The sequence below is a fragment of the Polaromonas sp. P4_H1 genome (assembly GCF_056400945.1).
This window is the reverse complement of the sequence record NZ_JBFUKG010000028.1, coordinates 1-24,977: the sequence shown is the minus strand read 5'-3', so window position 1 is coordinate 24,977 and position 24,977 is coordinate 1. Positions and strand designations below refer to the sequence as shown.

General features: G+C 64.3%; 23 protein-coding genes. 12 read left to right on the top strand and 11 right to left on the bottom strand.

Annotated features, from left to right (window positions below; translation table 11 throughout):
- Positions 1-46: 46 nt before the first annotated feature.
- Positions 47-1,057, bottom strand: coding sequence for a tripartite tricarboxylate transporter substrate binding protein (locus AC1DS5_RS24305; RefSeq protein WP_477720809.1), 1,011 nt, complete (start codon positions 1,055-1,057; stop codon positions 47-49).
- Positions 1,058-1,191: 134 nt separating this feature from the next.
- On the opposite strand from AC1DS5_RS24305, the gene AC1DS5_RS24300 reads away from it, so the two are divergent.
- On the top strand, positions 1,192-2,247 hold the full coding sequence (locus tag AC1DS5_RS24300) for a LysR substrate-binding domain-containing protein (RefSeq protein ID WP_477720808.1): 1,056 nt from the start codon (positions 1,192-1,194) through the stop codon (positions 2,245-2,247).
- A 43-nt stretch (positions 2,248-2,290) separates the two neighbouring features.
- Here the strand turns inward: AC1DS5_RS24300 and AC1DS5_RS24295 are convergent, their stop codons facing one another.
- On the bottom strand, positions 2,291-3,868 hold the full coding sequence (locus tag AC1DS5_RS24295) for an IclR family transcriptional regulator domain-containing protein (RefSeq protein WP_477720807.1): 1,578 nt from the start codon (positions 3,866-3,868) through the stop codon (positions 2,291-2,293).
- A gap of 178 nt (positions 3,869-4,046) precedes the next feature.
- Between AC1DS5_RS24295 and AC1DS5_RS24290 the strand changes: the two genes are divergently transcribed.
- Together AC1DS5_RS24290 and AC1DS5_RS24285 are read left to right on the top strand one after the other, a co-directional pair.
- A complete protein-coding gene (locus AC1DS5_RS24290; protein WP_477720806.1) occupies positions 4,047-4,859 on the top strand; it encodes an RraA family protein in 813 nt (270 codons plus the stop codon).
- An 81-nt stretch (positions 4,860-4,940) separates the two neighbouring features.
- A complete protein-coding gene (locus AC1DS5_RS24285; RefSeq protein WP_477720805.1) occupies positions 4,941-5,390 on the top strand; it encodes a nuclear transport factor 2 family protein in 450 nt (149 codons plus the stop codon).
- A gap of 119 nt (positions 5,391-5,509) precedes the next feature.
- On the opposite strand, the gene AC1DS5_RS24280 is transcribed toward AC1DS5_RS24285, so the two are convergent.
- Positions 5,510-6,700, bottom strand: a complete 1,191-nt coding sequence (locus tag AC1DS5_RS24280) for an L-talarate/galactarate dehydratase (protein ID WP_477720804.1) — start codon at positions 6,698-6,700, stop codon at positions 5,510-5,512.
- 142 nt (positions 6,701-6,842) lie between these two features.
- Here AC1DS5_RS24280 and AC1DS5_RS24275 point away from each other — a divergent pair, with 142 nt between their 5' ends.
- Entirely contained in the window at positions 6,843-7,934 is a 1,092-nt protein-coding gene (locus AC1DS5_RS24275; RefSeq protein ID WP_477720803.1) for a LacI family DNA-binding transcriptional regulator, read from the top strand.
- Positions 7,935-7,958: 24 nt separating this feature from the next.
- On the opposite strand, the gene AC1DS5_RS24270 is transcribed toward AC1DS5_RS24275, so the two are convergent.
- From AC1DS5_RS24270 to AC1DS5_RS24255, 4 genes are all read right to left on the bottom strand, one after another.
- Entirely contained in the window at positions 7,959-8,975 is a 1,017-nt protein-coding gene (locus AC1DS5_RS24270) for a Bug family tripartite tricarboxylate transporter substrate binding protein (RefSeq protein ID WP_477720802.1), read from the bottom strand.
- A gap of 238 nt (positions 8,976-9,213) precedes the next feature.
- The gene (locus AC1DS5_RS24265; RefSeq protein ID WP_477720801.1) at positions 9,214-10,299 is read right to left on the bottom strand and encodes a mannonate dehydratase; all 1,086 of its coding nucleotides are present in this window, start codon (positions 10,297-10,299) and stop codon (positions 9,214-9,216) included.
- A 271-nt stretch (positions 10,300-10,570) separates the two neighbouring features.
- A complete protein-coding gene (gene argF, locus AC1DS5_RS24260) occupies positions 10,571-11,560 on the bottom strand; it encodes an ornithine carbamoyltransferase (RefSeq protein WP_477720800.1) in 990 nt (329 codons plus the stop codon).
- Positions 11,557-12,771: an acetylornithine/succinylornithine family transaminase gene (locus AC1DS5_RS24255; protein ID WP_477720799.1), complete on the bottom strand. Its 1,215-nt coding sequence runs from the start codon at positions 12,769-12,771 to the stop codon at positions 11,557-11,559. The genes argF and AC1DS5_RS24255 overlap by 4 nt, the downstream gene beginning before the upstream one ends.
- A 226-nt stretch (positions 12,772-12,997) precedes the next feature.
- On the opposite strand from AC1DS5_RS24255, the gene AC1DS5_RS24250 reads away from it, so the two are divergent.
- Entirely contained in the window at positions 12,998-13,309 is a 312-nt protein-coding gene (locus AC1DS5_RS24250) for a DUF3579 domain-containing protein (RefSeq protein WP_477720798.1), read from the top strand.
- Between the two features lie 226 nt (positions 13,310-13,535).
- Here the strand turns inward: AC1DS5_RS24250 and rpsT are convergent, their stop codons facing one another.
- Positions 13,536-13,847 (bottom strand): 30S ribosomal protein S20, encoded by a 312-nt coding sequence (rpsT, locus tag AC1DS5_RS24245; RefSeq protein ID WP_477720797.1) that lies wholly within the window; start codon positions 13,845-13,847, stop codon positions 13,536-13,538.
- Positions 13,848-14,153: 306 nt separating this feature from the next.
- On the opposite strand from rpsT, the gene murJ reads away from it, so the two are divergent.
- Positions 14,154-15,719 carry a murein biosynthesis integral membrane protein MurJ gene (murJ, locus tag AC1DS5_RS24240; protein WP_477720796.1) on the top strand — a complete coding sequence of 522 codons (1,566 nt, stop codon included), beginning with the start codon at positions 14,154-14,156 and terminating at the stop codon, positions 15,717-15,719.
- Between the two features lie 101 nt (positions 15,720-15,820).
- Positions 15,821-16,669, top strand: a complete 849-nt coding sequence (locus AC1DS5_RS24235) for a SirB1 family protein (protein ID WP_477720795.1) — start codon at positions 15,821-15,823, stop codon at positions 16,667-16,669.
- A 134-nt stretch (positions 16,670-16,803) separates the two neighbouring features.
- On the opposite strand, the gene AC1DS5_RS24230 is transcribed toward AC1DS5_RS24235, so the two are convergent.
- Both AC1DS5_RS24230 and purM read right to left on the bottom strand, forming a co-directional pair.
- Positions 16,804-18,000, bottom strand: a complete 1,197-nt coding sequence (locus tag AC1DS5_RS24230; RefSeq protein ID WP_477720794.1) for an MFS transporter — start codon at positions 17,998-18,000, stop codon at positions 16,804-16,806.
- 43 nt (positions 18,001-18,043) lie between these two features.
- A complete protein-coding gene (purM, locus tag AC1DS5_RS24225) occupies positions 18,044-19,084 on the bottom strand; it encodes a phosphoribosylformylglycinamidine cyclo-ligase (RefSeq protein WP_477720793.1) in 1,041 nt (346 codons plus the stop codon).
- A gap of 180 nt (positions 19,085-19,264) precedes the next feature.
- Here purM and AC1DS5_RS24220 point away from each other — a divergent pair, with 180 nt between their 5' ends.
- Genes AC1DS5_RS24220 through folK form a run of 5 tightly spaced genes read left to right on the top strand, consistent with a single transcriptional unit; the run spans position 19,265 to position 23,970 of the window.
- Positions 19,265-20,335 carry an AI-2E family transporter gene (locus AC1DS5_RS24220; RefSeq protein ID WP_477720792.1) on the top strand — a complete coding sequence of 357 codons (1,071 nt, stop codon included), beginning with the start codon at positions 19,265-19,267 and terminating at the stop codon, positions 20,333-20,335.
- A 40-nt stretch (positions 20,336-20,375) separates the two neighbouring features.
- Entirely contained in the window at positions 20,376-21,062 is a 687-nt protein-coding gene (gene hda / locus AC1DS5_RS24215; RefSeq protein ID WP_477720791.1) for a DnaA regulatory inactivator Hda, read from the top strand.
- Positions 21,059-21,733 carry a histidinol-phosphatase gene (locus AC1DS5_RS24210; RefSeq protein ID WP_477720790.1) on the top strand — a complete coding sequence of 225 codons (675 nt, stop codon included), beginning with the start codon at positions 21,059-21,061 and terminating at the stop codon, positions 21,731-21,733. The genes hda and AC1DS5_RS24210 overlap by 4 nt, the downstream gene beginning before the upstream one ends.
- Before the next feature lie 60 nt (positions 21,734-21,793).
- On the top strand, positions 21,794-23,446 hold the full coding sequence (pcnB, locus tag AC1DS5_RS24205) for a polynucleotide adenylyltransferase PcnB (RefSeq protein ID WP_477720789.1): 1,653 nt from the start codon (positions 21,794-21,796) through the stop codon (positions 23,444-23,446).
- Between the two features lie 17 nt (positions 23,447-23,463).
- Entirely contained in the window at positions 23,464-23,970 is a 507-nt protein-coding gene (gene folK, locus AC1DS5_RS24200) for a 2-amino-4-hydroxy-6-hydroxymethyldihydropteridine diphosphokinase (RefSeq protein ID WP_477720788.1), read from the top strand.
- Positions 23,971-23,977: 7 nt separating this feature from the next.
- On the opposite strand, the gene pdxH is transcribed toward folK, so the two are convergent.
- The gene (pdxH, locus tag AC1DS5_RS24195) at positions 23,978-24,628 is read right to left on the bottom strand and encodes a pyridoxamine 5'-phosphate oxidase (RefSeq protein ID WP_477720787.1); all 651 of its coding nucleotides are present in this window, start codon (positions 24,626-24,628) and stop codon (positions 23,978-23,980) included.
- Between the last annotated feature and the right edge of the window lie 349 nt (positions 24,629-24,977).

Sequence of the window (24,977 nt, the reverse complement as noted above, 5' to 3'; positions counted from 1 at the left end):
GCGGGGCTGGATAGGTCTGGTCTGGAAAAGGCGGCGCGGGCGGCGCTCAGCTCTTCATCAATTCCCTGAGCTTGAGCTTTTCAATGAGCACGGTTTCTTTCTGGTAAACGCTGGCCACATACTTCTCGTAGTCCGGGCCGTCCAGGTAAAGCACCGGTGCATCGATCTTGTCGGCGACCTGTTTGAACTCGGGGCTGGCCACGGCGACGCGAAACGCTTCGCGCAGTTTCTGGGTGATGGCCGGGTCCATTCCTTTTGGGGCGCCGATGCCGTTGGGTGCATCCACGACGACGTTGTAGCCTAGCTCCCTGAGTGTGGGCGTGTCCTTGAAGCGTGCGGTACGCCGCTCGCCCCAGGTGGCCAGTAGCTTGAGCTTGCCGGCCTCGACATGCGGCGCCCAGGAGCTGGAGTCGGCCAGCAGGTCGACATGGCCGCCGAGCACCGCCTGCAAGGCCTCGGCACCGCCCTTGTAGGGCACGTGGTTGAACTGGACGCCAGCGGCCAGGGCGAACTCCTCCATGCCGACGTGCGTGGCGCCGCCTATGCCCGCATGGGCATAGGTCAGCTTGCCGGGGTTGGCTTTGGCAAAAGCCACGACCTCCTGAAGCGACTTGAAGCGCGAGTCGGCCGGGGCGGCAATGCCGAAGGTCTGGCCCGAGGTGCGCGCCAGGTAGGTAAAGTCCTTGAGCGGGTCCAGCTGCAGTGTGCCGAGCTGCGAGAAACGCGTGACGGAAATGGGGATCTGACCGATGGTGTAGCCGTCGGGCCTGGCCGAGGCCATGGCCTTGGTACCTATCATGCCGGAGGCGCCGGCCTTGTTTTCAACCGCGATGGACTGGCCCAACACGCGCGAGGCAATCTGGCATAAGGCCCGCATGGACTGGTCCGCGGTGCCGCCGGCAGGCCAGGGGCAGATGAAGGTGATCGGCCGATCGGGATAGGCCTGCGCCCGTGCGTTCAGGGGGTTCATGAGTGTCAGTGCCCCGGCACCCGCAGCGGCGGCGCCGATGAGCAGTTCGCGGCGCCTGACCCCGGCGGGAAGGGTGGAAATTTTCATGTTTGTCTGCCTCGGGTGGATGGATACGGATGAATTTCTTATGCAGCGTCTTATGCAGCGATTCTTGCCCGATTCTTCATAACAATCTAATCGAATAGTGGAATCACTTCATAGCCTCTGGGTTAACATGAACCATGGCCCAGATTGACCGTGTCCTTCGCTCCAACATCAAGCTGCGCCACCTGCAACTGATGGTGGCGCTGGACCAGTTTCGCCATCTGGGCCGAACGGCCGAGTTCCTGTCGGTCAGCCAGCCGGCCGTCTCGAAAATGCTGACCGAGGTCGAGAGCATGCTCGACCTGACGCTGTTTGAGCGTTCCACGCGCGGCACGGTGCCCACTTCCAGCGGCCAGGCCATCGTGCGTTTTGCGCGCTCGGTGCTCGCGGAATACGAACGCACGCGCGATGAAATTGCAGCGGTTGCCAGCGGGGCGGCGGGCCGCACCCGCGTTGGTGCCATGGTGGTGGCGATGCCGGTCCTGCTGGCCGGCGCGGTCAAGTTGCTCAAGCAGCGTTCGGCGCAGGCCACGGTGTTGGTGGAGGAGGGCGACCTCACACACCTGCTGCCCAAACTGCGCCTGGGCGAACTGGACCTGTTTGTCGGCCGGCTGGAGCCTGGCTACGCCGCGCCGGACCTGGTGACCGAGGCGCTGTTCAACGAACCGATGAAGGTGGTGGTCAGGCGCGGCCATGCACTGGCGCGGCGCAAAACCCCGGGCTGGGCCGATCTGGCCGCCATGCCCTGCGTACTGCCGCCGCCCTGGGCTTCACTGCGTGTGAAGATCGAGCAGACTTTCTTTCGCCACGGGCTGAACCCGCCGGTCGACATTGTCGAAACCTCGTCCTTCCTGGTGCTCAGCACTTTTGTGCAGCAGCGTGAGGCGGCCGGTTTCCTGGCGCGCTCGGTGGCCCTGCACTTTGAGAAGGAGGGCCTGTTGGACATTTTGCCCATCGAGGTACCGATTGAGCTGCCCCCCATCGGCCTCATCACCGTGCGGGGGCGACGGCTGACGCCGAGCAGCGAGCAATTGATGGATTGTTTGCGCCTGGTGGCCGAAGATGTTCAGAACGAAGAGGTTCAGACGCCTGGCCGGAAATCGACACAGGCTGCGGGGCGGAAGCCGGCGCAGAAGCCGGCACAGAAGCTGGCACAAAAGGGGAGCAAGCGGACCAAGACAACCGGCACATGACGGCGGCGTACCGGGCCCCGCGTGGCTCCGCCGCGCTATGGCGTCAATTCACATCCAGCGCAAACAGCCGGCCCGACCACGGCGCGTTGGCCAGTGCATCGAGCGAGACCGGCTGCCTGGCCGTCGTCACATAGAGCCGGCTGAGGTCGGAGCCTCCGAATGCCAGGTCGGTGGGGCACGGGACGGGCAGGCCGATCACGCGGTCCAGGCTGCCCTCGGGTGAGATCCGGACCACGCTCCAGCCATCCCGCAAGGCTGTCCATACGCCGCCTGTGGCATCAAACGCAATGCCGCTGACGCGGCCCGAGCCCTTGGGCACCGTGGTCAGCCGGCGGATGGCCGTTGTGCCGGGCTTCATCGTCAGGATGTCGCCGGAAGCCGGGGCGCAGGCATACAGGGTTCCGTCTTCCGGCCGATAGCGCAGGCACTGCACCGGCTCGGTCAGGTGCCAGCGCGGCTTGAAGGTGCCGGACGGCGCTATCGTGCCGACCGCGCTCCCGCCGCTGGCCACCTCGAACGCGGCCCAGATCGCCTGGCTGTCGTCGGTGCAGATCGCCTGCAGCACGCCGCCGGGCCAGGCCGTCACGGGCACTGCCGCGCCATCGGCGGAAATGCGCGAGGCGCCGGATTGATGCGTCAGGATGAAGTCCTCGTCCTGCAGGATCAGTCCGCTCACGGGCAGGTCCACCTGTGCAATCAGCCGGTCGGTTTCGCCATCAAAAACCCGCAGCGAGGGCGCCAGCGAGTCGACCCAGTACAGGCGCTGGCGGCGCGCGCACCACTGGGGGTGATTGCCGAAAAAGGCCCAGGGGCCGGGCACGGGCTGCAGGGCTGAATCATCAGCCAGCTTCAGGCTGTCCTTGAGTTGCGCGCCAATGCGCCGGGCGGCGTCCGCCACTTCCGGGCCCAGCAATTCCAGCCGTTCGCGCGTCAGGCGCCAGGCTGGCCCTGCCACGCTGATGGCGCCGCGCACTTTGCCCTGCGGATCGACCACCGGTGCGCCCACGCAGCGCACCCCCAGCACGATCTCCTCGTCGTCGATCGAGTAACCTCGCGCCGCGGTGATCCTGAGATCGGCCTGCAGCCGCCGGCGGTCCGTGATGGTGAGCGGCGTCAGTGGCTTGAGCGTCATGTCGCGCACCAGCGCATCGCGCTCCGCATCGCTCATGGCCGACAAAATGGCCTTGCCCTGGCTGGTGCAATACGCCGGCTTGCGCTGGCCGAGCGCGGCCGCCGAGCGCTTGCTGTGCGCGCCGTCGTAGCGCTCCAGCGAGATCACTTCCGCGCCGTCCAGTGTGGCGAGGTAGGAGGTCTCCCCGGTCAGGTCGCGCAGCGCCCGCAGTTCAACGGCGGCCGCAGCCACCAGGTCGGGCAGGGCATAAGCCTGGCGCGCCATCTCGAAGCAGCGAAAGCCCAGCCGGTACACCTTGCGCACCGGGTCGCGCCGCAGCAGGCCGCGCGCCACCAGTGTCGCCAGCAGGCGGTACACCGTGGTGCGCGGCAGGGCCAGGCGTGCGGTGATGTCGGCCTGGCTCAGGCCCTCGGCGGTGGCACCCACCGCCTCCAGGACGTCGATCGCTTTCTCAAGCGCGCCGGTGCCGTCGCCACTACTGGTTGCCACTTTATTTGTCCCAATATGTGGAAATTGACTGATGTTGGGTCTGCCGCGGGTGCAGATACCCGATGGAAATATTCCGTGATCTTATTACGATTGAATCGTCAGGCCGCTCACCATGCGCCCTGAATGTGCCCTGAAGTCATACCCACAATTTGAGACATCATTTTTTGAGCCTACACCCATGACCCACGCCATCAACCCTCCGCCACTGCCGGTGATTCCGCAGCGCACCCCTGCCGTTCATGTTCCCGATTCGGTGCTTGACCGCCTGGCCAAAGTCACCAGCGGTTCGCTGACGACGCAGCTGTACATCAAGGGTTTTCGCCAGCCTGTGCTGCACGGACTGACGCCGCTCAACAAGAAAATCAAGCCCTTCGCCGGCCGTGCCTACACCATGCGCTTCATACCGGCACGCGAAGACGTCGATGTGTACGGCAACCTCACGACTTCGCCCAACGCCGACAACCTGCAGTGGGTCGGTGTCGAGCAGGTTGAGCCCGGCCATGTGCTGGTGATCGACAGCAACAAGGACGGACGTGCCGCCTCGATGGGCAACATGCTGATCACCCGCATGATGATGCGCGGTGCCCGCGGTGTGGTCACCGACGGTTCCTTTCGCGATGGCACGGAGCTGGCGCAGATGGACTTTCCAATCTGGTGTACCGGCGTGACCGCCACCACCCGGCTGTCCTATCACCATGTGGCCGACCTGCAGGTGCCCATTGGTTGTGCCGGCGTGGCGATTTATCCCGGCGATGTCATCCATGGTGACGGCGACAACATCACGGTGATCCCCGCCCATCTGGCCGAGGAGATGGCCAACCTGTGCGAGGCGCGCGACGACATCGAAGCCTACATCGGCCTGCGCGTGCAGGCCGGCGAAGCGCTGTGGGGTCTGTATCCGCCCAGCGAAGCCACACGCGCGCAATACAAGGCGTGGGTGGCCGCCAGCCGTCCGGCCATTGCGCCCGTCAAGCCCGCCGGCAGCCGCTGACGCATTCTTTCCTCTTCCTCTGGGGGAGGCCCTCACCCCCGCCCTCTCCCAGGGGGAGAGGGAGCAAAACCAAGGACCCCTATGACCACCTTCAGCCCCGAGCACTACAAGGCCCTGATCCGCCGTTACTTCGACGCCTGCAACGCGGCCGACTACCAGGCCCTGATGGACTGCTTCACCCCCGACGCGGTGCATTACTTTCCGGCGGGCCTGCCGGAGATCCCCTGGCGCGGCGCCGACACCATTGCCCGCAAGTGGATCTGGTGTGTCGACACGCTGGGTTCGCAATGGACCATCGAGAAAATCCTGGTCAGCCATAACAGCCCCGAAGCGGTGATCGAGTGGACGCACTGGAAGAACAAGAGCGGCACGGCCCTGCGCGGTGATGAGTGGTACCGCTTCGATCCCCAGACGGGCAAGATCGCCGAGATCCGCGCCTACTATGCGGCGCCGGCCGACAAGACGGTGGCGATCAACGAGCTGGTCGACTTTGACTATGCGGGGCGGGGGTATCACCTGCGCAGTGACTGAGGGGGACGGTCCGCGCAGTCCACGCTCGCGTTCTTTGCAAAAAAAGATGCAGTGCCCAAATAGTCCGCAGACGAATAGCCATGAAATTCATGGCTATTCGTGAGGTTTTCAGGGCCTTTTCATGGCCGCTTGCCGAATTCCTGTGTTTCTGTCGTCCATGCCAAGGCCTGCTCGCTCAGCGAGAACCCCAGGCCCGGGCGGTCGGACACCCACATGCGGCCATCCTTGAGCTGCATCTGCTCGTTGAACAGCGGGCCCAGCCATTCGAAGTGTTCCAGCCAGGGCTCAATGCCATAGGCGGCCGCCAGGTGCAGGTGGATCTCCATCGCGAAGTGGGGCGCCAGCTTGCGCTGCTTGAACTCGCCCAGGGCCATGATCTTCAGGAAGGGCGTGATGCCCCCCACGCGCGGCGCATCGGGCTGGATGAAGTCTGTGCCCGCCATGATGAGCTGCGCATGCTCGTCGAAGCAGGTCAGCATCTCTCCGGTGGCGATAGCGGTGTCGAAGCGATCGGCCAGCAGGCCGTGGCCTTCGAAGTCATGCGCGTCCAGCGGCTCCTCGATCCAGGTCAGGTCGAAGTCCTCGAAGGCACGGCAGGCGCGCGTGGCCTTCTGGCGGTCCCATTGCTGGTTGGCGTCCACCATCAGCGGGAAGCCGTCACCCAGCAGCTTGCGCACCGCGCCCACCCGCTCGATGTCGATGGACAGGTCGGGCTGGCCCACCTTGATCTTGATGCCGCCGATGCCACTCTCGCGCGAGATGGCCACGTTCTTCAGCACCTGGTCCAGCGGCGTGTGCAGGTAGCCGCCCGAGGTGTTGTAGCACTGCACCGAGTCGCGCTGCGCGCCCAGCAGCTTGGCCAGCGGCAGCCTGGCGCGCTTGGCCTTCAAATCCCACAGGGCGATGTCGAAGGGCGCGATGGCCTGTGTCGTCAGGCCGCTGCGACCCATGGAAGCGCCGGCCCACAGCAGCTTGGTGAAGATTTTCTGGATGTCGTTTGGGTCTTCCCCGATCAGGTTGGGCGCTAGTTCCTTGGCGTGGGCGTACATGCCGGGGCCGCCAGCGCGCTTGCTGTAGCCGAAGCCGATGCCTTCGTGGCCGTCACGGGTGCGGATCTCGGCGAAGATGAAGGCGATCTCGGTCAGCGGCTTTTGCCGGCCGGTGAGCACCTTGGCGTCGCTAACCGGCGTGGCCAGCGGCAGGAAGGTCAGCGAGAGCTTGACCCATTCGATGCGGTCGCCGGTGTCGGCGGCGGTGCGCGCGTCGGACGCGACCTGGGCGTAGGAAACGATGTTGGATTCAACTGCCACGTGAAAATCTCCTTGTGTATGGAAGCGCTTCCATTTTGCACCGTGCTGCCGCACAATCCAAGCAGCTATTCAAGTAGCTATGGCCGTAACTGCCGTGCCCATCCCAGGATGCGGGACAAATCCGGAAGATGGCTGGAAAAGCATGGCCAAAGACCCAAAAGATGACCTGAAGGAAGATCCGAAAGATGGCCCGTCGATGAATGTTTCCAGGCGCGCCGCCGGCTTGCGCGGCGCCCGCATGGCCGATGTCGCGGCGGCCGCCGGCGTGGCCCTGGTCACTGTCTCCCGGGCATTGAACGAGCCGGGCAAGGTGTCGCCGGCCACGCTGGCCCGTGTGCGGGCTGCGGTGAAGCAGCTGGGCTATGTGCCGGACCTCACCGCCGGCAGCCTGGCGTCGGCCCGCTCGCGCATCGTCGGCGCGGTGGTGCCCACGCTGTCCAACGCCTGGTTTGCAGATGCCATGAATGGCCTGGCTGCGGCACTGGCACCGGCAGGCTACCAGCTGATGCTGGCCCAGTCGAGCTACCACCCCGAGGCCGAGGCCGGACTGGTGGATGCCTTTCTGGGCCGGCGCGTCGACGCGATCGTGCTGACGGGTGCGACGCACGAGAAGGCGGTGCGGGCCAAACTGCGCCGGCTGGGCTTGCCGGTGATGGAAATCTGGGATCTGCCGGCATCGCCCATCGACATGGCGGTGGGCGTCTCCCACACCGGTGTGGGCGAGGCGGTGGGCCGCTTTCTGCTGGCCCGTGGCTATCGCCGTATCGGTTTTCTGGGCGCCCGGGAGGAGCGTTCGCTCAAGCGGCTGGCGGGCCTGGCGGCGGTGCTGAAAAAGCAGGGGCTGGACGATGTCGACGTGGCCGGCTTGCCCACGGAATTGCTCCCGCCGGCTTCCAGCATCGCGGCCGGTACGGCGGCCATGGAACGCCTGGCGGCACGCTGCCCGGCGCTGGATGCCGTGTTTTGCAGCAACGACATTCTGGCCATGGGCGCCTTGCTGTATTGCCGGCAGCAGCAGTGGCAGGTACCGCAGCGCATGGCGGTTGTCGGCTTCTCGGATCTGGCGATGGCCGAGGCCGCGTTCCCGCCGCTCACCACGGTACGGGTGCAGGCGACGGAGCTGGGCCGGTGCGCCGGCCAGATGCTGCTCGAACGCTTCGCCGGTGTGGCGAAACCCCGCGGCGGCAGGGTGCTGGACCTGGGGTTTTCGCTGGTGGAGCGGGCCAGCGCCTGACGCCGGCCGCCGCCCACGGGCTCCTTATTCCGCCTTGATTCCCGCGATCTTGATCACACGGGTCCAGCGGTCCACTTCCTTGGCGACGAAGGACGTGTAGTCGGCCGAGCCCAGCGAGGGCACCACAAAGCCCTGCGACTCCATGCGGGTCTTGATCGCCGGACTCTGCATGGCCTTGACCGCGGCCGCTTCGAGCTTGTCCACAATGGCCTTGGGCGTGCCCTTGGGCGCTGACAGGCCTGACCAGGACAGCGCAGAGAAGCCGGGGTAGCCCGACTCGGCAATCGTCGGCACGTCCGGGTACAGCGGGTTGCGCGACAGGCTGGAGACCGCCAGCGCCCGCAGTTTGCCGGCCTTCACATGCGGCAGCGCCACGTCCTGGTTGATGAACATCATCGGGATCTGGCCGCCCAGGATGTCGGTCATCATCGGGCCGCCGCCGCGGTAGGGAATGCCCACCATGTACAGGCCCTTGCAGCTCTGGTTGCCCTTGGCGCCGGTGCAGGTGCCCACGGTCTGCTTGAGCAGCTCCATCGCCATGTGGCCGGACGCCGCGTGGGTGTAGCCGTAGTTCAGCTTGCCGGGGTTGGCCTTGCCGTAGTCGACCAGTTCCTTGAAGGTCTTGAAGGGCGTGTCGGGGTGCACCACCAGTACGTTGGGGCCGGAGTGGATCTGGGTGATGTGGATGAAATCCTTGTTCGAGTCATAGGCCAGCTTGGGATTGAGGCCGTGCGCCACCGCGTTCTGGCCGACACCGCTGAGCACCAGCGTGTAACCATCGGGTGTGGCCTTGGCGGCGCGCTCGGCACCGATGACGCCGCCGGCGCCGCCGATGTTCTCCACCACGAAGGGCTGCTTGAGCGCCTTGGTGAGCTCCTCGGCGATCATGCGGCCCATGATGTCGCTGGTGCCGCCGGCCGGGAACGGCACGATCAGCTTGACCGGTTTGGTCGGGTAGTCGGTCTGGGCCTGGGCGGCCAGCGGAAGCGCGAAGCCCAGCGCTGCGATGGCGCTCAGGCAAACGAGATGGCGTCGAAACATGTTTTCTCCGATGAGTGTTGGAAGTTGCTCTGGTACGAGCAAGCCCGGTCATTCTGGGTGACGCCTCCGGCGGGGCCTACAGGGGTTTTCGCGGAGAGCGGCTTGAAAGTCCCAACCCATGGGACAAATCAGGGCCCCAACCGGGGGCAAGTCGGCCTGCGCTGCCGGCGCATCCCGGGTTCGCCGGCCCAGCAGCCCCACCAGCCATTTCGCAGCACCGGCCTGCTGGCCGGAAAAGTCAGTGGCGGGGCGTGGACCAGACGCCGGCAGCCTGCAGCAGGCCGCGCGTGTAACCCAGCGCGAACGACATGAAGCGCTCGCGGTTTTCGTCAAGGTCCGACACCGGCACATGGTCCGGGCACAGCGGGCCGGCATAGCCGCCGCGCTGGTAGGCCTTGATGGCCTGGAACATGTCGACGTCCCCCTCGTCCGGGAACACTTCCTGGAAGTCCAGGTAGCCGCCGCGGATGTTGCGAAAGTGCACCATGAAAATACGTCCGGTGGACGCAAATTCCTCGATGACGGGAATCATGTGCTTGCCCGGCTCCCTGAACATCTCGGCCACGGTGCCCTGGCAGAAGTTCAGGCCGTGGTTCTTGCTGGGGCTTATCGCCAGGAATTTGCGCAGGCCGCCGGCCGAACCGACCACGTGCTCGATGCCGTTGAGCCCGCCCACGGGGTAGGCCGGGTCATGCGGGTGGCAGGCCAGCCGCACGCCCGCCTTGTCGGCGGCGGGTACGAGGCCTTCGACCAGAAACTCGATCGCATCCCAGCCGGCCTTTTCCGTCACCGGTGGCACTTCGCGCGCCAGTTTCTGGCCGCACAGCATGGCGGTTTCGGCATCGCCTTCGTCCTGGTTGGTCGGGTAGCCCACGCCCCAGTAAGAGTTCTGGCGATCGCCTTCCTGCGTGTATTCGGCGTACACGAAGCCCGAGTTGCGGGCGCCGCCTCGTCCGGGTTTGAGGCCGGTGCGCGTGATGCCCACCATCTGCACGTTGTACTTGAGGCAGGTGATGCCGGCGTCGGCGGCTTTCTGGATGTTCTGCGCCAATACGTCCCGCTGCTTGCGGGCGCTGTCGAGGTCGACCAGCGAGTCCAGCAGGATGGAGCCGACGTCGAGGGCGAAGACGTCCAGTTTCAAGTCGAAACTTTCAACCCATTTGCGGTAGCTTGCCAGTTTGGCGGCGTCCCAGGCGCTGACACCACCGGTGGCGGAAACCAGTTCGGTGCCGCGGTTGTCCAGCACGACACTTTGCACGCCCAGTTGCGTGGACAAGCGCAGCCGGCGCTCGTTCGGGTTGAGAAGCTGTTCACTGATATACATGGCGTAGCACGGTCCAAAATGATTGATGGATATTCAGGCTCCCCTCAAAGGGAGTCGAAGTTCATTTTGGTGTGCGGGTGCGGACGGTACAAGCAGAGGATGCCGCTGCACGGTTGGCGAGTTCAGCCTTCGTCCCATGGATTGGGACGGTTCATGCCTTTTGGCTTCAGGGGGCGAGGGCAGCCGTCCTGCACCCGCGCCTCCACGGCCGTGAACCTTGCGGGTCCAGGCGGGTCGAATTCAACAGGCTGACAGGAAGGCGAGGACCTGATCAGTCAATCCGTCCGAGCAGCAGGAACTCCATGAGTGCCTTCTGCACATGCATCCTGTTTTCCGCCTCGTCCCAGACCACGGACTGCGGCCCGTCAATGACGTCGGCTTCGACCTCTTCGCCGCGGTGCGCGGGCAGGCAGTGCATGAACAGGGCATCGGGCTTGGCGGCCCGCATCATGTCGGCATCGACGCACCAGTCGGCAAAGGCTTTCTTGCGTGCCTCGTTTTCGGCTTCATAGCCCATGCTGGTCCACACATCGGTGGTGACCAGGTCGGCGCCGGCGCAGGCCTGCATCGGGTCCTTGAAGACCTGGTAGCTTTCGGCCGAGCGGATACCGGCGATGGACTGGTCGACTTCATAGCCGCCGGGCGTGCTCACATGCACCTTGAAGCCGAGGATCTCGCTGGCCTGCAGCCAGGTGTTGGCCATGTTGTTGCCGTCGCCGACCCAGGCCACCGTTTTCCCTTTGATGGAACCGCGGTGCTCGATGTAGGTGAAGATGTCGGCCAGGATCTGGCAGGGGTGGAATTCGTTGGTCAGGCCGTTGATGACCGGCACGCGCGAATGTTCGGCAAAGCGGTCAATCTTGGTCTGCTCGAAGGTGCGGATCATCACCAGGTCGACCATGCGGCTGATGACCTTGGCGCTGTCCTCGATCGGTTCGGCGCGGCCCAGCTGGCTGTCGCCCGTGGTGAGGTGCACCACGCTGCCGCCCAATTGGTACATGCCGGCCTCAAAGCTGACGCGGGTGCGGGTCGAGGCTTTTTCGAAAATCATCGCCAGCGTGCGGTCAGCCAGCGGCTGGTGTTTTTCGTAGGCCTTGAACTTTTTCTTGATGACCGCCGCCCGCTCGAACAGGTAGGCGTACTCGCCGGCATTCAGGTCGCTGAACTGCAAATAGTGCCTGATGGGCCTGGCCGCGGTGCTTTTCGCTTCGGCTGATTCGCCGGCCCCGGATTTCGTTGCCTTGGTCACGCTCTTGGTCATGCTTTCTCTTTCAATAACTGCTTGATCAGCGGGACCACAATCGCCACGACTTCATCGGCTTCTGCGGTGGTCATGATGAGCGAAGGCACCAGGCGGATCACGGTGTCGGCCGTCACGCTCAGCAGCAGGCCTTTCTCGGCAGCGCGGGCAAGCAGTTCCCCGCAAGGCTTGGTCAGCTCAATGCCCAGCATCAGGCCGCGGCCGCGGATTTCCTTCAAGCCCGGCTCGTCGGCCAGTTCGCGCGCCAGCGCCGCCCGCAGGTGCTCGCCCACCTTGACCGCATTGGCCAGCAGGCCTTCTTCTTCCATGATGCGCAGGGTTTCCACGCCGGCGCGCATGGCCAGCGGATTGCCGCCAAAGGTCGAGCCGTGGTTGCCGGGGCTAAAAATATGGGCAGCCTTGGGGCCGGCCACCACCGCGCCGATCGGCACGCCCGATCCCAGCCCCTTGGCCAGCGGCATGACATCGGGCTTGATACCGGACCACTGGTGGGCAAACCATTTGCCGGTGCGGCCCATGCCGCACTGCACTTCGTCGATCATGAGCAGCCAGTCGCGCTCGTCGCAGAGGGCGCGCACCTCCCGCAGGTACTCGTCCTTCATACTGTTGATGCCGCCTTCGCCCTGGATGGCTTCAAAAAACACCGCGACCACATTCGGGTTGCCGGCCGTGGCGGCCTTCAGGGCCTCCAGGTCGTTGAGCGGCACACGGATGAAGCCTTCGACCAGCGGGCCGAAGCCGGCCTGCACCTTGGCGTTGCCGGTGGCGCTCAGGGTGGCGATGCTGCGGCCATGGAAGGCTTTTTCATAGACCACGATCTCCGGCCTCTCGATGCCCTTGTCATGGCCGAATTTGCGCGCCAGTTTCAGCGCAGCTTCGTTGGCTTCAAGGCCGGTGGAGCAGAAAAACACGTTCTCCAGGCCCGACAGCTCCACCAGCTTGGCCGCCAGCGTTTCCTGCAGCGGCACATGGTAGTAGTTGGAAGTGTGGATCAACCGGCCGATCTGCTCCTGCAGCGCAGGCACCAGTTTCGGGTGGTTGTGGCCGACGGTATTCACGGCAATACCGCCCAGCGCGTCCAGGTAGGATTTGCCGTTGACGTCCCAGACGCGGCAACCCTGGCCATGCGACAACGCGATGGGCAGGCGGCCATAGGTGTTCATGACGTGGGGTGAGGCGGCTTCGATGGGCTGGGGCAGGGCTGCGTTCATGGGAAAACTCCGGGCAAGGCGGGGAACAGGCGGCCGCCGGGAAGCCGGCGGGCATGCAGCAATTTTAGGCGCAGACTTCGCGGGCTTTTGTGACGATAGTGCATCACAGCAATGCGCAGAATTGGAGTGACAGTCAGGACTTGAGTCTTATATAAGATACAATCATGGTGCGGTGCAGCATGGCGCAATACCCCCAGCTCCTGGCACGCGACAAACCCTCCATCAGATGGTCTCCAACTCCGCCAAAGAAGTCTTTATTCAGGGCATTACCCGAGACGGCAAAACCTTCCGGCCCAGCGACTGGGCCGACAGGTTGTGCGGTGTGATGAGCCAGTTCCGTCCCGGCGGGCCGCAGCCGGGCAGCCACCTCACCTATTCGCCCTGGTGCGTTCCCACGGTCATCAATGGTCTCAAGTGCGTGGTCGTCAACGCCGAGTTGCGAGATGTCGAGCCCATGGCCTGGGACTTTGTGATCAACTTTGCCAGGGACAATGAACTGCAGGTGGCCGAAGCTTGCCTGATTCCCGATAAGCTTTAAAGCGGCTGCGCGGGCACGATGCGGGATTGCGCGGTGCCCGCAATCTTTATCTGCCTGAGTACATTCTTTTTGTGCTGCGTGTGCCTTGTCCCGCCCCACCCCCGCTCGCTACGCTTTCCCGGAGTTGAAAACAAAAAAGCCGTCTTTCGACGGCTTTTTGCTTTGCTGCAGCGCACCCTACAAAACGGCGGACCGAAAAATCAGTCCGGGCGGTTTGCCTGAAAGATCAGGCGGCCTTTGCGGGGGCCAGTGCCAGGGCTTTCACCTTGGCGGACAGACGGCTTTTATCGCGCGCTGCCTTGTTCTTGTGGAAGATGCCTTTGTCGGCCACTATGTCCACAATGCTCTGGGCTTTGGCGAACAGGTCTTTGGCCTTGTCCTTGTCACCGGCTGCAACGGCTTTTTCGACGTTTTTCACAGCGGTACGGTATTTGGAGCGCAGCGAGGTGTTCGCGGCGTTGAGTTTGACGTCCTGGCGGACGCGTTTGCGGCCCGACGCAAGGCGCGGGTTCTTTTTCTTGGGTTTGGCGGTAGCCATATATAGTTTCCTTTAATCCTGGGGAGGAGTCTGTGGATGTTGCAGCAAAGCCTTGGATTATACGACGGCGGAGTTTCAGGCCGGAAATGGTGGTTTTAGACCAAGAAGGACTTACACCAGCAGGGGCCGCGGAACCGGCTTCGCCGGGCCGCAGGCGCAGCGGCCCGAGGGGCTGGAGCCCGCGGCTCCAAGCCTGCCTGCGCAGGCTTGGACAGGCGACAGAGGCGAAGCGTCTCGCGAGCCGCGGCCTGCAAGGCCTCGGGAGCTACACGCAGTGAGCGACCGTGGGGGCTATAAACTCCACGGGTGTCACTTTTTAAAGCCGCCTCCACCGTATCCCTGCTGACCCTGGTCTCCCGAATCACCGGTTTGGTGCGGGAACTGCTGATTGCCTCGACTTTTGGCGCCAGCGCCATGACCGACGCCTTCAACGTGGCGTTTCGCATTCCCAACCTGTTTCGCCGCCTGTTTGCCGAAGGCGCCTTCAGCCAGGCCTTTGTGCCCGTGCTGGCGGCCAGCAAGGCCAACAACGGCGATGCCGAAACCAGGCTGCTGATCGACCGGGTCGCGACGCTGTTGACCTGGGCGCTGCTGTTGACCTGCGTGATAGGCGTGGCGGGGGCGCCGGTGCTGGTATGGGCCATGGCCAGCGGCCTGAAGCAGGAGCCGCGTGGTTTTGAAGCCGCCGTGTTCATGACCCGCTGGATGTTCCCCTACATCGCCTTCATGTCGCTGGTGGCGTTGTCGTCCGGCGTGCTCAATACCTGGCGGCGTTTTGCGGTGTCGGCGGCGACGCCGGTGCTGTTGAACCTGGCCATGATTGCGGCCGCCTGGCTGGGCGCGCCCTGGTTCCGGGCGCAGGGCATTGAGCCCGTGTACGCCTTGGGCGCCGGCGTGATGCTGGGTGGGGTTTTGCAGCTGGCGGTGCAGGTGCCGGCCTTGCTGCGCCTGGGCCTGCTGCCAAAAATCGGATTGAACTGGGCACGCGTTCAGGCTGCCTGGGCCGACACGGCAACCAAAAACATCGCCAAACTGATGGTTCCTGCCTTGCTGGGGGTCAGCGTGGCGCAGATTTCCCTGCTGATCAACACCCAGATCGCCTCGCACCTGACGCCCGGCAGCGTGAGCTGGCTGACCTATGCCGACCGGCTGATGGAGTTCCCGACGGCCATGCTGGGCGTGGCCATCGGCGTGGTGCTGATGCCGCAGCTGGCGGCGGCCAAGGCGGCCAGCGACGCCGCCAAATACTCAGCCATGCTGGACTGGGGCCTGCGCATCGTGGTGGTGCTGGCCGTGCCGTGCGCGGTAGCCCTGCTGACCTTTGCCCAGCCGCTGGTCGCCACGCTCTACCACTACGGCGCCTTTACCGACCGCGACGTGCAACAGACCACCACCGCGCTGATGGGCTACGGCGCAGGCCTGCTGGGCCTGGTGGCCATCAAGGTGCTGGCGCCGGGCTTTTATGCCAGCCAGGACATCCGCACGCCCGTGCGCATTGCGGTGGTGGTGCTGGTCATCACGCAATTGCTCAATCTGGCGCTGGTGCCGGTTTTGCAGCACGCCGGGCTGGCGCTGGCCATCGGCATCGGGGCGCTGATCAATGCGCTGTGGCTATTGGTTGGCCTGATGCGGCGCGGCAGCTACACACCCGCCCCCGGCTGGGGTGCATTCGCCTGCCAGGTCCTGGCTGCCAGCGCGTTGCTGGCGGTTTTTTTGCTGTGGGCCGCAGGCCGTGTCAGCTGGATCGGCCTCAAAGATGCATATTTGCAACGGATTGGCCTGTTGGCCCTTGTTTTATGTGTATCAGCGGCTATTTATTTTGCAGCGCTCTGGTTCTCCGGGCTGAAGCTTCGCCAGCTGGTCCGGCGCTGATCCGGTCGACCCGGTCTGCCCGGTCTGCCTTTTGTCGGTCAGGACGAACCGGGGGTATACCTGATCCCCACAGCGGTGCCAGTTTGTGAGAAAGTAATGCCATGCAATTAAATCTGGCCGTACCGTCCCCATTGCAGTATTTCTCCAGCCTGGTGCAGAGCGATGAGCATTTCCCCCTGCTGGAAGCCGCCATCAGCCTGGCCCAGGATGAATACCCCGACCTTGACGTGCAGCAGGTGCTGGGCGATGTGGACCAGCTGCTGGCCCGCCTCAAGCGCCGCCTGCCGGCGGACGCACCCGCGCTGCAACGCCTGCGCGCGCTGAACCAGTTCTTTTTCCACGACCTGAGTTTTGGCGGCAACGTCAACGACTACTACGACCCCGACAACAGCTACCTGAACGCCGTGCTGCGCACGCGGCGTGGCATTCCCATCACGCTGGCCGTGCTGTGGCTGGAACTGGCCCTGGGGCTGGGCCTGAACGCGCGCGGGGTGGCCTTTCCAGGGCATTTTATGGTCAAGGTCAACCTGCCCAAGGGCCAGGTGGTGATAGATCCGTTCAGCGGGCAGTCCCTGAGCCGCGAAGAGCTGGCCGAGCGGCTGGAGCCGTTCCGCCAGCGCGGCAGCATGGCGGAAGAGTTCGAGGTGCCCATGGGCTTGTACCTGCAGTCAGCGCCGCCGCGCGACATCATCAGCCGCATGCTGCGCAACCTGAAGGAAATCCACAAAACCCAGGAAGACTGGCCACGCCTGATTGCCGTGGAAGACCGCCTGATCGTGCTGCAGCCCGACGCCTGGCCCGAGTACCGGGACCGCGGGCTGGCCTGGGCAGCCCAGGGGGAAGTGACCCAGGCGGTGACCGATCTGGAAACCTACCTGGCGCATGCCGAGGATGCACTGGACATTGACGCGATGAGCGAGCGCGTCGCCCAATTGCGGGGGAAACACTGACTTTGGGCGTCCGGCGGGGATAGGGTTTCACGGCGCCTCTTTTGCCCGCCAACACCGGCCAGGTTCCGAAATGGCCAAACTGATCGCACACTGACCGGTAACCGCCTCAGGGTCGGACGCAGTCGGGTGCCCTGTCAGGTGCTCCAGAGACGGGTGCCATGCCAGCGCCAGAGCATGGCCAGCGCCACCAGGCTGAAGACCGCGCCGGCGGCAAAGGTCACCGGTGCGCCTAGCTGGTCCCACAGCACTCCCGCCAGCGTGCTGGCCAGGAGCATCGCCAGGCCGCTCACCAGGTTGAAAAACCCGAACGCCGTGCCGCGCAGGTCGGGCGGTGCGGCGTTGGTCACCATGGTGGCCAGCAAGCCCTGGGTCATGGCCATGTGCAGGCCCCACAGCGCGATGCCCGCCCAGACCCAGGTCCAGTGGTTGCTGTAGGCCAGCAGCGCATCGGCGCCAATCAGCACCGCCAGCCCCCAGGCCAGCAGCGTGGTGTGGCTCACCGAGTCCGACAGCTTGCCGAAGGGGTAGGCGCCCAGGGCATAGACCATGTTCATCCCGATCAGTACCAGCGGCGTGTAGGCGACCGGCAGGCCACCCTGCAGCGCCCGCAGCAGTAAAAACGCTTCGCTGAAGCGCGCCAGCGTGAACACGGCGCCGATGGCAACCACCCGCCAGTACGGTCCGCTCAGGCGCTTCAGGTTGTCTTTGCTGATCGGGTTGAGCCGCGGCGCCTGCCGGTCGCGCACGGGCTCGCGCACGCCGAACAGCAGCAGGGCCACGGCCAGAAAGCCGGGAATGATGGCCACCCAGAAGATGGCCCGGAAATCATTGGCCCAGAGCAGCATCAGGCCCATCGCAATCAGGGGGCCGAGGAAGGCCCCCACGGTATCGAGCGCCTGGCGCAGCCCGAAAGCCGCGCCGCGCAGGTTGGGCGGCGCCAGATCGGCCACCAGCGCATCGCGCGGGGCGCCGCGCAGGCCTTTGCCGACGCGGTCAATCAGGCGGGCGGCCATCACCATGCCAGTGGTTGTGGCCAGCGCAAAGAGCGGTTTTGACAGCGCACCCAGGCCGTAGCCGAATACCGCCAGCGGCTTGCGCTTTCCCCAGTAGTCGCTGAGCACGCCCGAGAACACCTTGACGATGAGCGCCGTGGCTTCGGCAAAGCCCTCGATCAGGCCGACGGCCCACATGCTGGTGCCCAGCACCGTGACCATGAAGACCGGCAGCAGGCTGTGGATCATCTCGGAAGAAATGTCCATGAGCAGGCTGACAAAGCCCAGTGCCCAGATGCCGGCCGGAAGACGCTGCGAGCGGCTGGCGTTGTTAGCCACGGTGTTTACCGGAGGGGCTTGCCGGTCAGCCATCGCGGCCGGATCAGCCGACGATGACGGCGGCGCCCTCGCCGCGGGGGGCGATCACGCCAATCTCATAAACCTGTTCACCGGCGTCACGCAGGGTTTTGGCCGTGGCCTGCGCGCTGGCGGCGTCCACCACCACCACCATGCCGATGCCGTTGTTGAAGGTGCGGTTCATCTCAAAGTCGTCGATACCGGCGGTCTTTTGCAGCCAGGCAAACAGCTCGGTTTGCGGCCAGCTGCCTTTTTTGAGGTGAGCCGCCGTGCCCTCGGGCAGCACGCGCGGAATGTTTTCCAGCAGGCCACCGCCGGTGATGTGGGCCAGCGCCTTGATCGGATGCGCCGCCAGCGCGGCCAGTACGTTCTTGACGTACAGCCGGGTGGGCTCCATCAGGGCTTGCTTGAAGGGCTTGCCATCCAGCGTGGCGGGGCAGTCGGCGCCGGCGCGATCGATGCATTTGCGCACCAGGCTGAAGCCGTTGGAATGCACGCCGCTGCTGGCCAGGCCCAGCACCACGTCGCCGGTCTGGACTTCCTTGCCCGTCAGGATCTTCGACTTTTCCACCGCGCCCACCGCAAAACCGGCCAGGTCGTACTCGCCCTCGGGGTACATGCCGGGCATTTCAGCCGTTTCGCCGCCAATCAGGGCGCAACCGCTCAATTCGCAGCCTTTGGCAATGCCGCCGACCACCGCCGCGGCGGTGTCCACATCGAGCTTGCCGCAGGCGAAGTAATCCAGGAAGAACAGCGGCTCGGCACCCTGTACCAGCACATCATTGACGCTCATCGCCACCAGGTCGATGCCGACGGTGTCGTGCATGTTCCATTCAAAGGCCAGGCGCAGCTTGGTGCCCACGCCGTCAGTGCCGCTTACCAGCACCGGTTCCTTGTAGCGCTTGGGCACCTCAAACAGCGCGCCAAAACCGCCAATGCCGGCCAGCACGCCTTCGCGCATGGTTTTCTTGGCCAGCGGCTTGATGCGTTCAACCAGGGCGTCGCCCGCGTCAATGTCAACGCCGGCGTCTTTGTAGCTCAGGGGGGAAGAGGATGAGGTGGTCATGGGGTGGGGCTCTGGTGCGATGGGGTGCGGTCGGTCGGGTGGGCGGGGGTCTGCAGTCTGGAGCAGCCCTGCAAGCCCGATAGAATTCAGCCTTAGATTCTAAAGGCTGCGTGTCCAGTGTCCTGCCAGACCCCTGGCGGACCTTACCAGCCTCCCTCGGCAAGCTCACCGCAAGGCTTTATGCAATTCACCCACACCCAAAAAAGCGTCGCCGCCTGGTGCCTGATTGCGGCGCTGGCCGTTGTCGCGCTGTGGCTGCTGGGCCCGGTGCTGACGCCTTTTGTGGTGGCGGCGGTGCTGGCCTATGCGCTGACGCCGCTGGTGAACAGGCTGGACAGCCTCGGCAAGGGCCGCCTGCCGCGCGTGGTAGCGGTGCTGCTGGTGGAGTTTCTGTTTATCGTGGTGCTGTTCGGCCTGTTTCTGCTCATCGTGCCCATCATGGCCAAGGAATTGCCGCTGCTGCGTGAACAGGTGCCGCTGCTGGCGGACCGCCTCAACACCGAATTGGCGCCCTGGCTGGCGAAGTTCGGCTTTCGGGTGTCGCTCGACGTGGCCAGCATCAAGGCCTTTGTGCTCAAGTACCTCAATGCCAATTTCGAGGACGCCTTCGGCTCGCTGCTGTCCTCCCTCAAGCTCGGGGGCAGCGTGGCGCTGGCCATCATGGGCAATGCCGTGCTGATTCCGGTGGCACTTTTTTACCTGCTGGTGGACTGGGATAATTTTGTCGGCCATGTGCTGGAGCTGGTGCCTCCCCGCCTGCGCGAGGGTTTCGACAGCTTCACCAGCGAGGCCGATTCAGTGCTGGGCCAGTACCTGCGCGGCCAGTTGCTGGTCATGCTGATCATGGCCGTTTTCTATGCCGTCGGGCTGGCGCTGTTTGGCCTGGACCTGGCGGTGCCCATCGGCGTATTTACCGGGCTGGCGATGTTCATTCCCTATCTGGGTTTCGGCGTGGGGCTGATACTGGCGGTGCTGGCGGGCGTGCTGGAATTCGCCTCCATCAAGGCTCTGGTCATGGTAGCGGTGGTGTATGGGCTGGGGCAGGTGATTGAAAGCCTTTATCTCACGCCGCGGCTGGTGGGGGAGCGCATTGGCCTGCACCCGCTGGCGGTTATCTTTGCCTTGCTGGCATTTGGTCAGATGTTCGGGTTTGTCGGCGTGCTGGTGGCACTGCCGGTAAGCGCCGTGTTGCTGGTGGGTATTCGTCGCCTCAAGGCCAGCTACATCGCCAGCAGGCTTTACACGACCTGAGGGCTTCCATGAGCAGGCGTGAAACCGGCAGTGTGCAGGCATGAAACAGATAGCGCTTGATATCGGGCTGGCCTCCGCCCCCTCGTTTGCCAATTTCTTCGGCGGGCCGAACGAGGCGGCGCTTAAGCACCTGGAGCTTTGGGCTGGCAACACCCTGCGCTCACCGGTGCCGACCTACCTGTGGGGCGAGCCGGCCAGCGGCAAGACCCATTTGCTCAGGGCCGTCAGCGAGGCGCTGCGGGAGCAGGGCGCCCCGGTGGGCTGGATGGATGCGTCCATGCTCGAGCCACCGGAATTCAGCGAATCCTGGGCCGCCGTGATTCTGGACGACTGCCATCTTTACACGGCGGTGCAGCAGCAGGTCGCATTCAACTGGTTTGTCAATGCGCTCAATTCGGCCGATGGCCGTCCGCGTGGGGTGCTGGCCGCCGGCCTGGTGCCGCCCGCCGATCTGGCCTTGCGTGAGGACTTGCGCACGCGCCTGGGCTGGGGTCACGTGTTTGCCCTGCAGGCCCTGACCGAAGCGGAGCGCCGTGCCGTGCTCAGGCGCGAAGCCGATGCACGCGGCGTGTTTCTGGGCGATGACGCCATGGACTTCATGCTGACACGGTTTTCGCGCGACCTCGGAAGCCTCATGCAACTGCTGGACCAGCTCGACAGCTACGCCCTGCAAACCAAGCGGGCCATCACGATCCCGCTGATCAAATCCATGCTGGAGAGTCAATGACCGTGACACAAAAAATTGCTTTGTTCGACCTGGATCACACACTGATCCCGATTGATTCGGATTACGAATGGGGCGAGTTCACCATTGCGCAGGGCTGGTGCGAGGCCACCGAGTTCAAGCGCCGCAACGCCGAATTCTTTGCGCAATACCGCGCCGGCACGCTCGACATCCACGACTATGTGCGCTTTGCCACGCGGGCCATCCGCGAGCAGGGCGCAGCCAAATCGATGGCTGCCCATGCCCGCTTTATGCAGGAAGTGGTGCAAAAACTCATTACCCCGCAGGCCCTGGCGCTGGTTCAACAGCACCGCGATGCCGGCGACGAGCTGGTGATCGTCACGGCCACCAACGAGTTCGTGACCCGTCCAATTGCCGAGGCTTTTGGTGTGAAAGAGCTGATCGCCGTGGAGCTGGCGCGTGACGCCCAGGGCCAGCTGACCGGTGAAATCAGGGGCACGCCGTCCTTCCGGGAAGGCAAGGTTGCCCGCGTGGAGCAGTGGCTGGCCACCCGCCAGCTGGGCTGGCACGATGTGCAAACCTGCTTTTACACCGACTCCCTCAACGACCTGGCGCTCCTGGAGAAGGTGAGCTGCCCGGTGGCCACCAATCCGGATGAACGCCTGCGCGCCATCGCCACCGAGCGCGGATGGCGCATACTTGACCTGTTCTAATTGACCAGGGCGGCGCCAGCCGCCCCGCAACGACGGGCTAGCCCGAAAAATTCTGTTTTCATGATCAAAAAATTCATCGACAAGCTGTTTGGCAAATCCGGCAGCACCGAGACCACTGCTTCCGAAAGCAGGCGGATCAAAAAATTACCTTTCGGCAAGCGCCAGGACGTCGGCCCCAAAGAACACGGCATCGACCCCAAGCTGGTCGACGACCGTGCCATGGATGTCGTGCGCACCTTGAAACACGCGGGATTTGAAGCCTATGTGGTGGGCGGCGCCGTGCGCGACCTGCTAGTCGGCCTGCGGCCCAAGGACTTTGATGTGGCTACCGACGCCACACCCGAGCAGGTCAAGAGCCTGTTTCGACGCGCCTTCATCATCGGCCGGCGCTTTCGCATCGTTCACGTGATTTACGGTCGTGGCCGTGAGCATGAGGTCATCGAGGTCTCGACCTTCCGCGCGCACCTGGACAGCAGCCTGGCGGAGCAGGTGGGCGGCAACGAGCGAACCAGCAAGAGCGAGCTGGCCGGCATGAAGCATGCTGTCGACAGCTCGGGCCGCGTGCTGCGCGACAACGTCTGGGGCCCGCTGGAAGAAGACGCTGCGCGGCGCGACTTCACCATCAACGCCATGTACTACGACCCTGAAACCCAGATCGTGGTCGATTATCACAACGGCATCCGCGACGCGAAGAAAAAGATCATCCGCATGATCGGCAACCCGGTCGTGCGCTACCGCGAAGACCCGGTGCGCATCATTCGCGCGGTCCGCTTTGGCGCCAAACTCAGTGCGCTGGGATTCAAGTTTGAAGACAAGACCTCAGCGCCCTTGCGCGAGATGAGCGGCCTGCTGGCCGATGTGCCGCAGTCGCGCCTGTTCGACGAAATGCTCAAGCTGCTGCAGACAGGCCATTCGCTGGCCAGCATCGAGCAGCTCAAGACCCTGGGCCTGGGTACCAGCATCTACCCGCTGCTGGATGTGGTGGTCGATGCTGCCCATGAGCCTTTCCTGAACCTGGCGCTGAAAGATACCGACCGCCGCGTGGGTGAAGGCAAACCGGTGGCGCCCAGCTTTTTGCTGTCGTGCATCCTGTGGTCCGATGTGCGCGACGGCTGGGCGCGGCGCCGCAAGCGGGGCGAACACCTGATGCCGGCATTGCAGGATGCGATTGATGACGCGTTCAACGCCAAGATTGGCGACGTCTCGGGCCGCGGCAAGCTGGGCACCGACATGCGGGAAATATGGACCATGCAGCCGCGGTTTGAAAAGCGTGTTGGCAGCTCGCCGTATTCGCTGCTGGAGCAGCCACGCTTTCGCGCGGGTTTTGACTTTTTGCGCCTGCGCGCGCAGACCGGTGAAGTCGACATGGCGCTGGCCGAGTGGTGGGAAAAATTCAGCACCGCGTATGACGATGAACGCCACGCCATGATTGAAGAGGCACGCCAGGAGCAACTGCAAAAGCCGCAGCATCCGCGCACGCGCGTGAAGCGCCAGGACGCGGAGGCGGACGGTTCAGTCGCCAGCCCATCCAGTGTCCGCACGGACGCCGATCAACCCGAAACCTCGTCAGAACAGGGCGACACGGCGCCGGCCCGAAAACGCCGCCGGCGTCGCAAACCGGCGAATCGCGCCAATGCGGCCGATCCCGGCAGTGCAGAAGGCGGTGCTGGCGGCAGCGACCAGCCCTCGCCAGGTGTTGCCACCAACCCTTGAACCTTGGGGTGTGAGCCGTGAGTGTTGAGCGCGTCGTTCAGGCCTACATCGCTCTGGGAGCCAACCTCGGTGACGCAGCGGCAGCGCTGAGGCAGGCGGCAAGCGCCCTGGACCGCCTGCCGCTCACGCAGGTCCGCCGGATGTCCGGCCTCTACAAAACTGCACCGCTGGACACCGATTCGGGCGAGGCCATCGCGCCCGGCGGCGACTACCTCAATGCGGTGGTCGAACTGGAGACAGGCCTGGCCGCACCGGCGTTGCTGGAACAGCTGCAGCGGATCGAGCAGGAGGCCGGCCGCGAAAGACCCTACCGGAACGCCCCGCGCACGCTGGACCTGGACCTGCTGCTCTACGGCAGCGCCAGCATCGCTTCGGCGCAATTGACGGTGCCGCATCCGCGCATGCTGCCGCGGGCTTTTGTGCTGGTGCCGCTGGCTGAAATTGCACCGGAGCGGGTGAGCCCCGAACAGCTCGCGGCGGTGGCGCACCAGGCCATTGAGCGGCTGGGCGACTTCGTGACGTAGCGGATTCTCAGGGTGCCAAGCGCTCGCGCAGCCAGCTTGAATCGGCTTGCAGCGTGTAGCGCAGGCGGTCATGCAGACGGCTTTTGCGGCCCTGCCAGAACTGCCAGTTGTCGGGCTGGAGGCGGTAGCCGCCCCAGTGCGGCGGGCGCGGAGGCTGCAGCAGGAATTTGGCGCCATATTTGGCTGCATTGGTCACCAGCACACTGCGGCTGGCAATGACTTCGCTTTGCGGACTGGCCCAGGCGCCAATACGCGAATCCAGCGGGCGGCTGTTGAAGTAGGCGTCGCTTTCTTCCTCGGAGACTTTCTCGACCACGCCTTCAATGCGCACGACACGTTCGAGTTCGACCCAGTGAAACTGCAAGGCCGCATAAGGATTACCGGCCAGCTCGATGCCCTTGCGGCTCTTGTAATTGGTAAACCAGACAATGCCGCGCGCGTCATAGCCCTTGACCAGCACCACACGGGTGGAGGGTCGCAGGCTGCTGTCCACGGTGGCCAGTGTCATCGCATTGGGCTCCGGCACCTGCGCCGCAATGGCCTCGTTCAGCCACTGGTCGAATTGCTTCAAGGGGTCGGCGTGCGATGCGTCTTCATTGAGTTCCGCGCGTTCGTAGCTTTTGCGGAGGTCGGCCAGGTCGAGAGTGGGGTTGCTCATGTTCACGATTGTGCACGGTTCAGGGGGCATCTCGGCGTGGCTGGCCCAGGCTGGCATGACGCTGTTCGCTGTTTGATGGTCTGTTTAATAGTCTATTTAAGGGGAATGGCACTTACTTTGGCAGGTTGGCCTTCGGCGACGTGCGTAAGTGCTTGAAAGCAAAGGGAGATGGCTGACCAAAGGGTCGATAGGATGGTTGTTTACGAAGCACCCAAACCATCTTCCCAAAGGCCAGCCACCATGGATCGTAATGCCCAAAGCGTCTTGCATCAACGTTGCAGCAGCATTGGACGCCGGGCGAGATCGACCCAGGCGGTGGAATTCTTCAACGTTCTGACGAGTCCGGAGT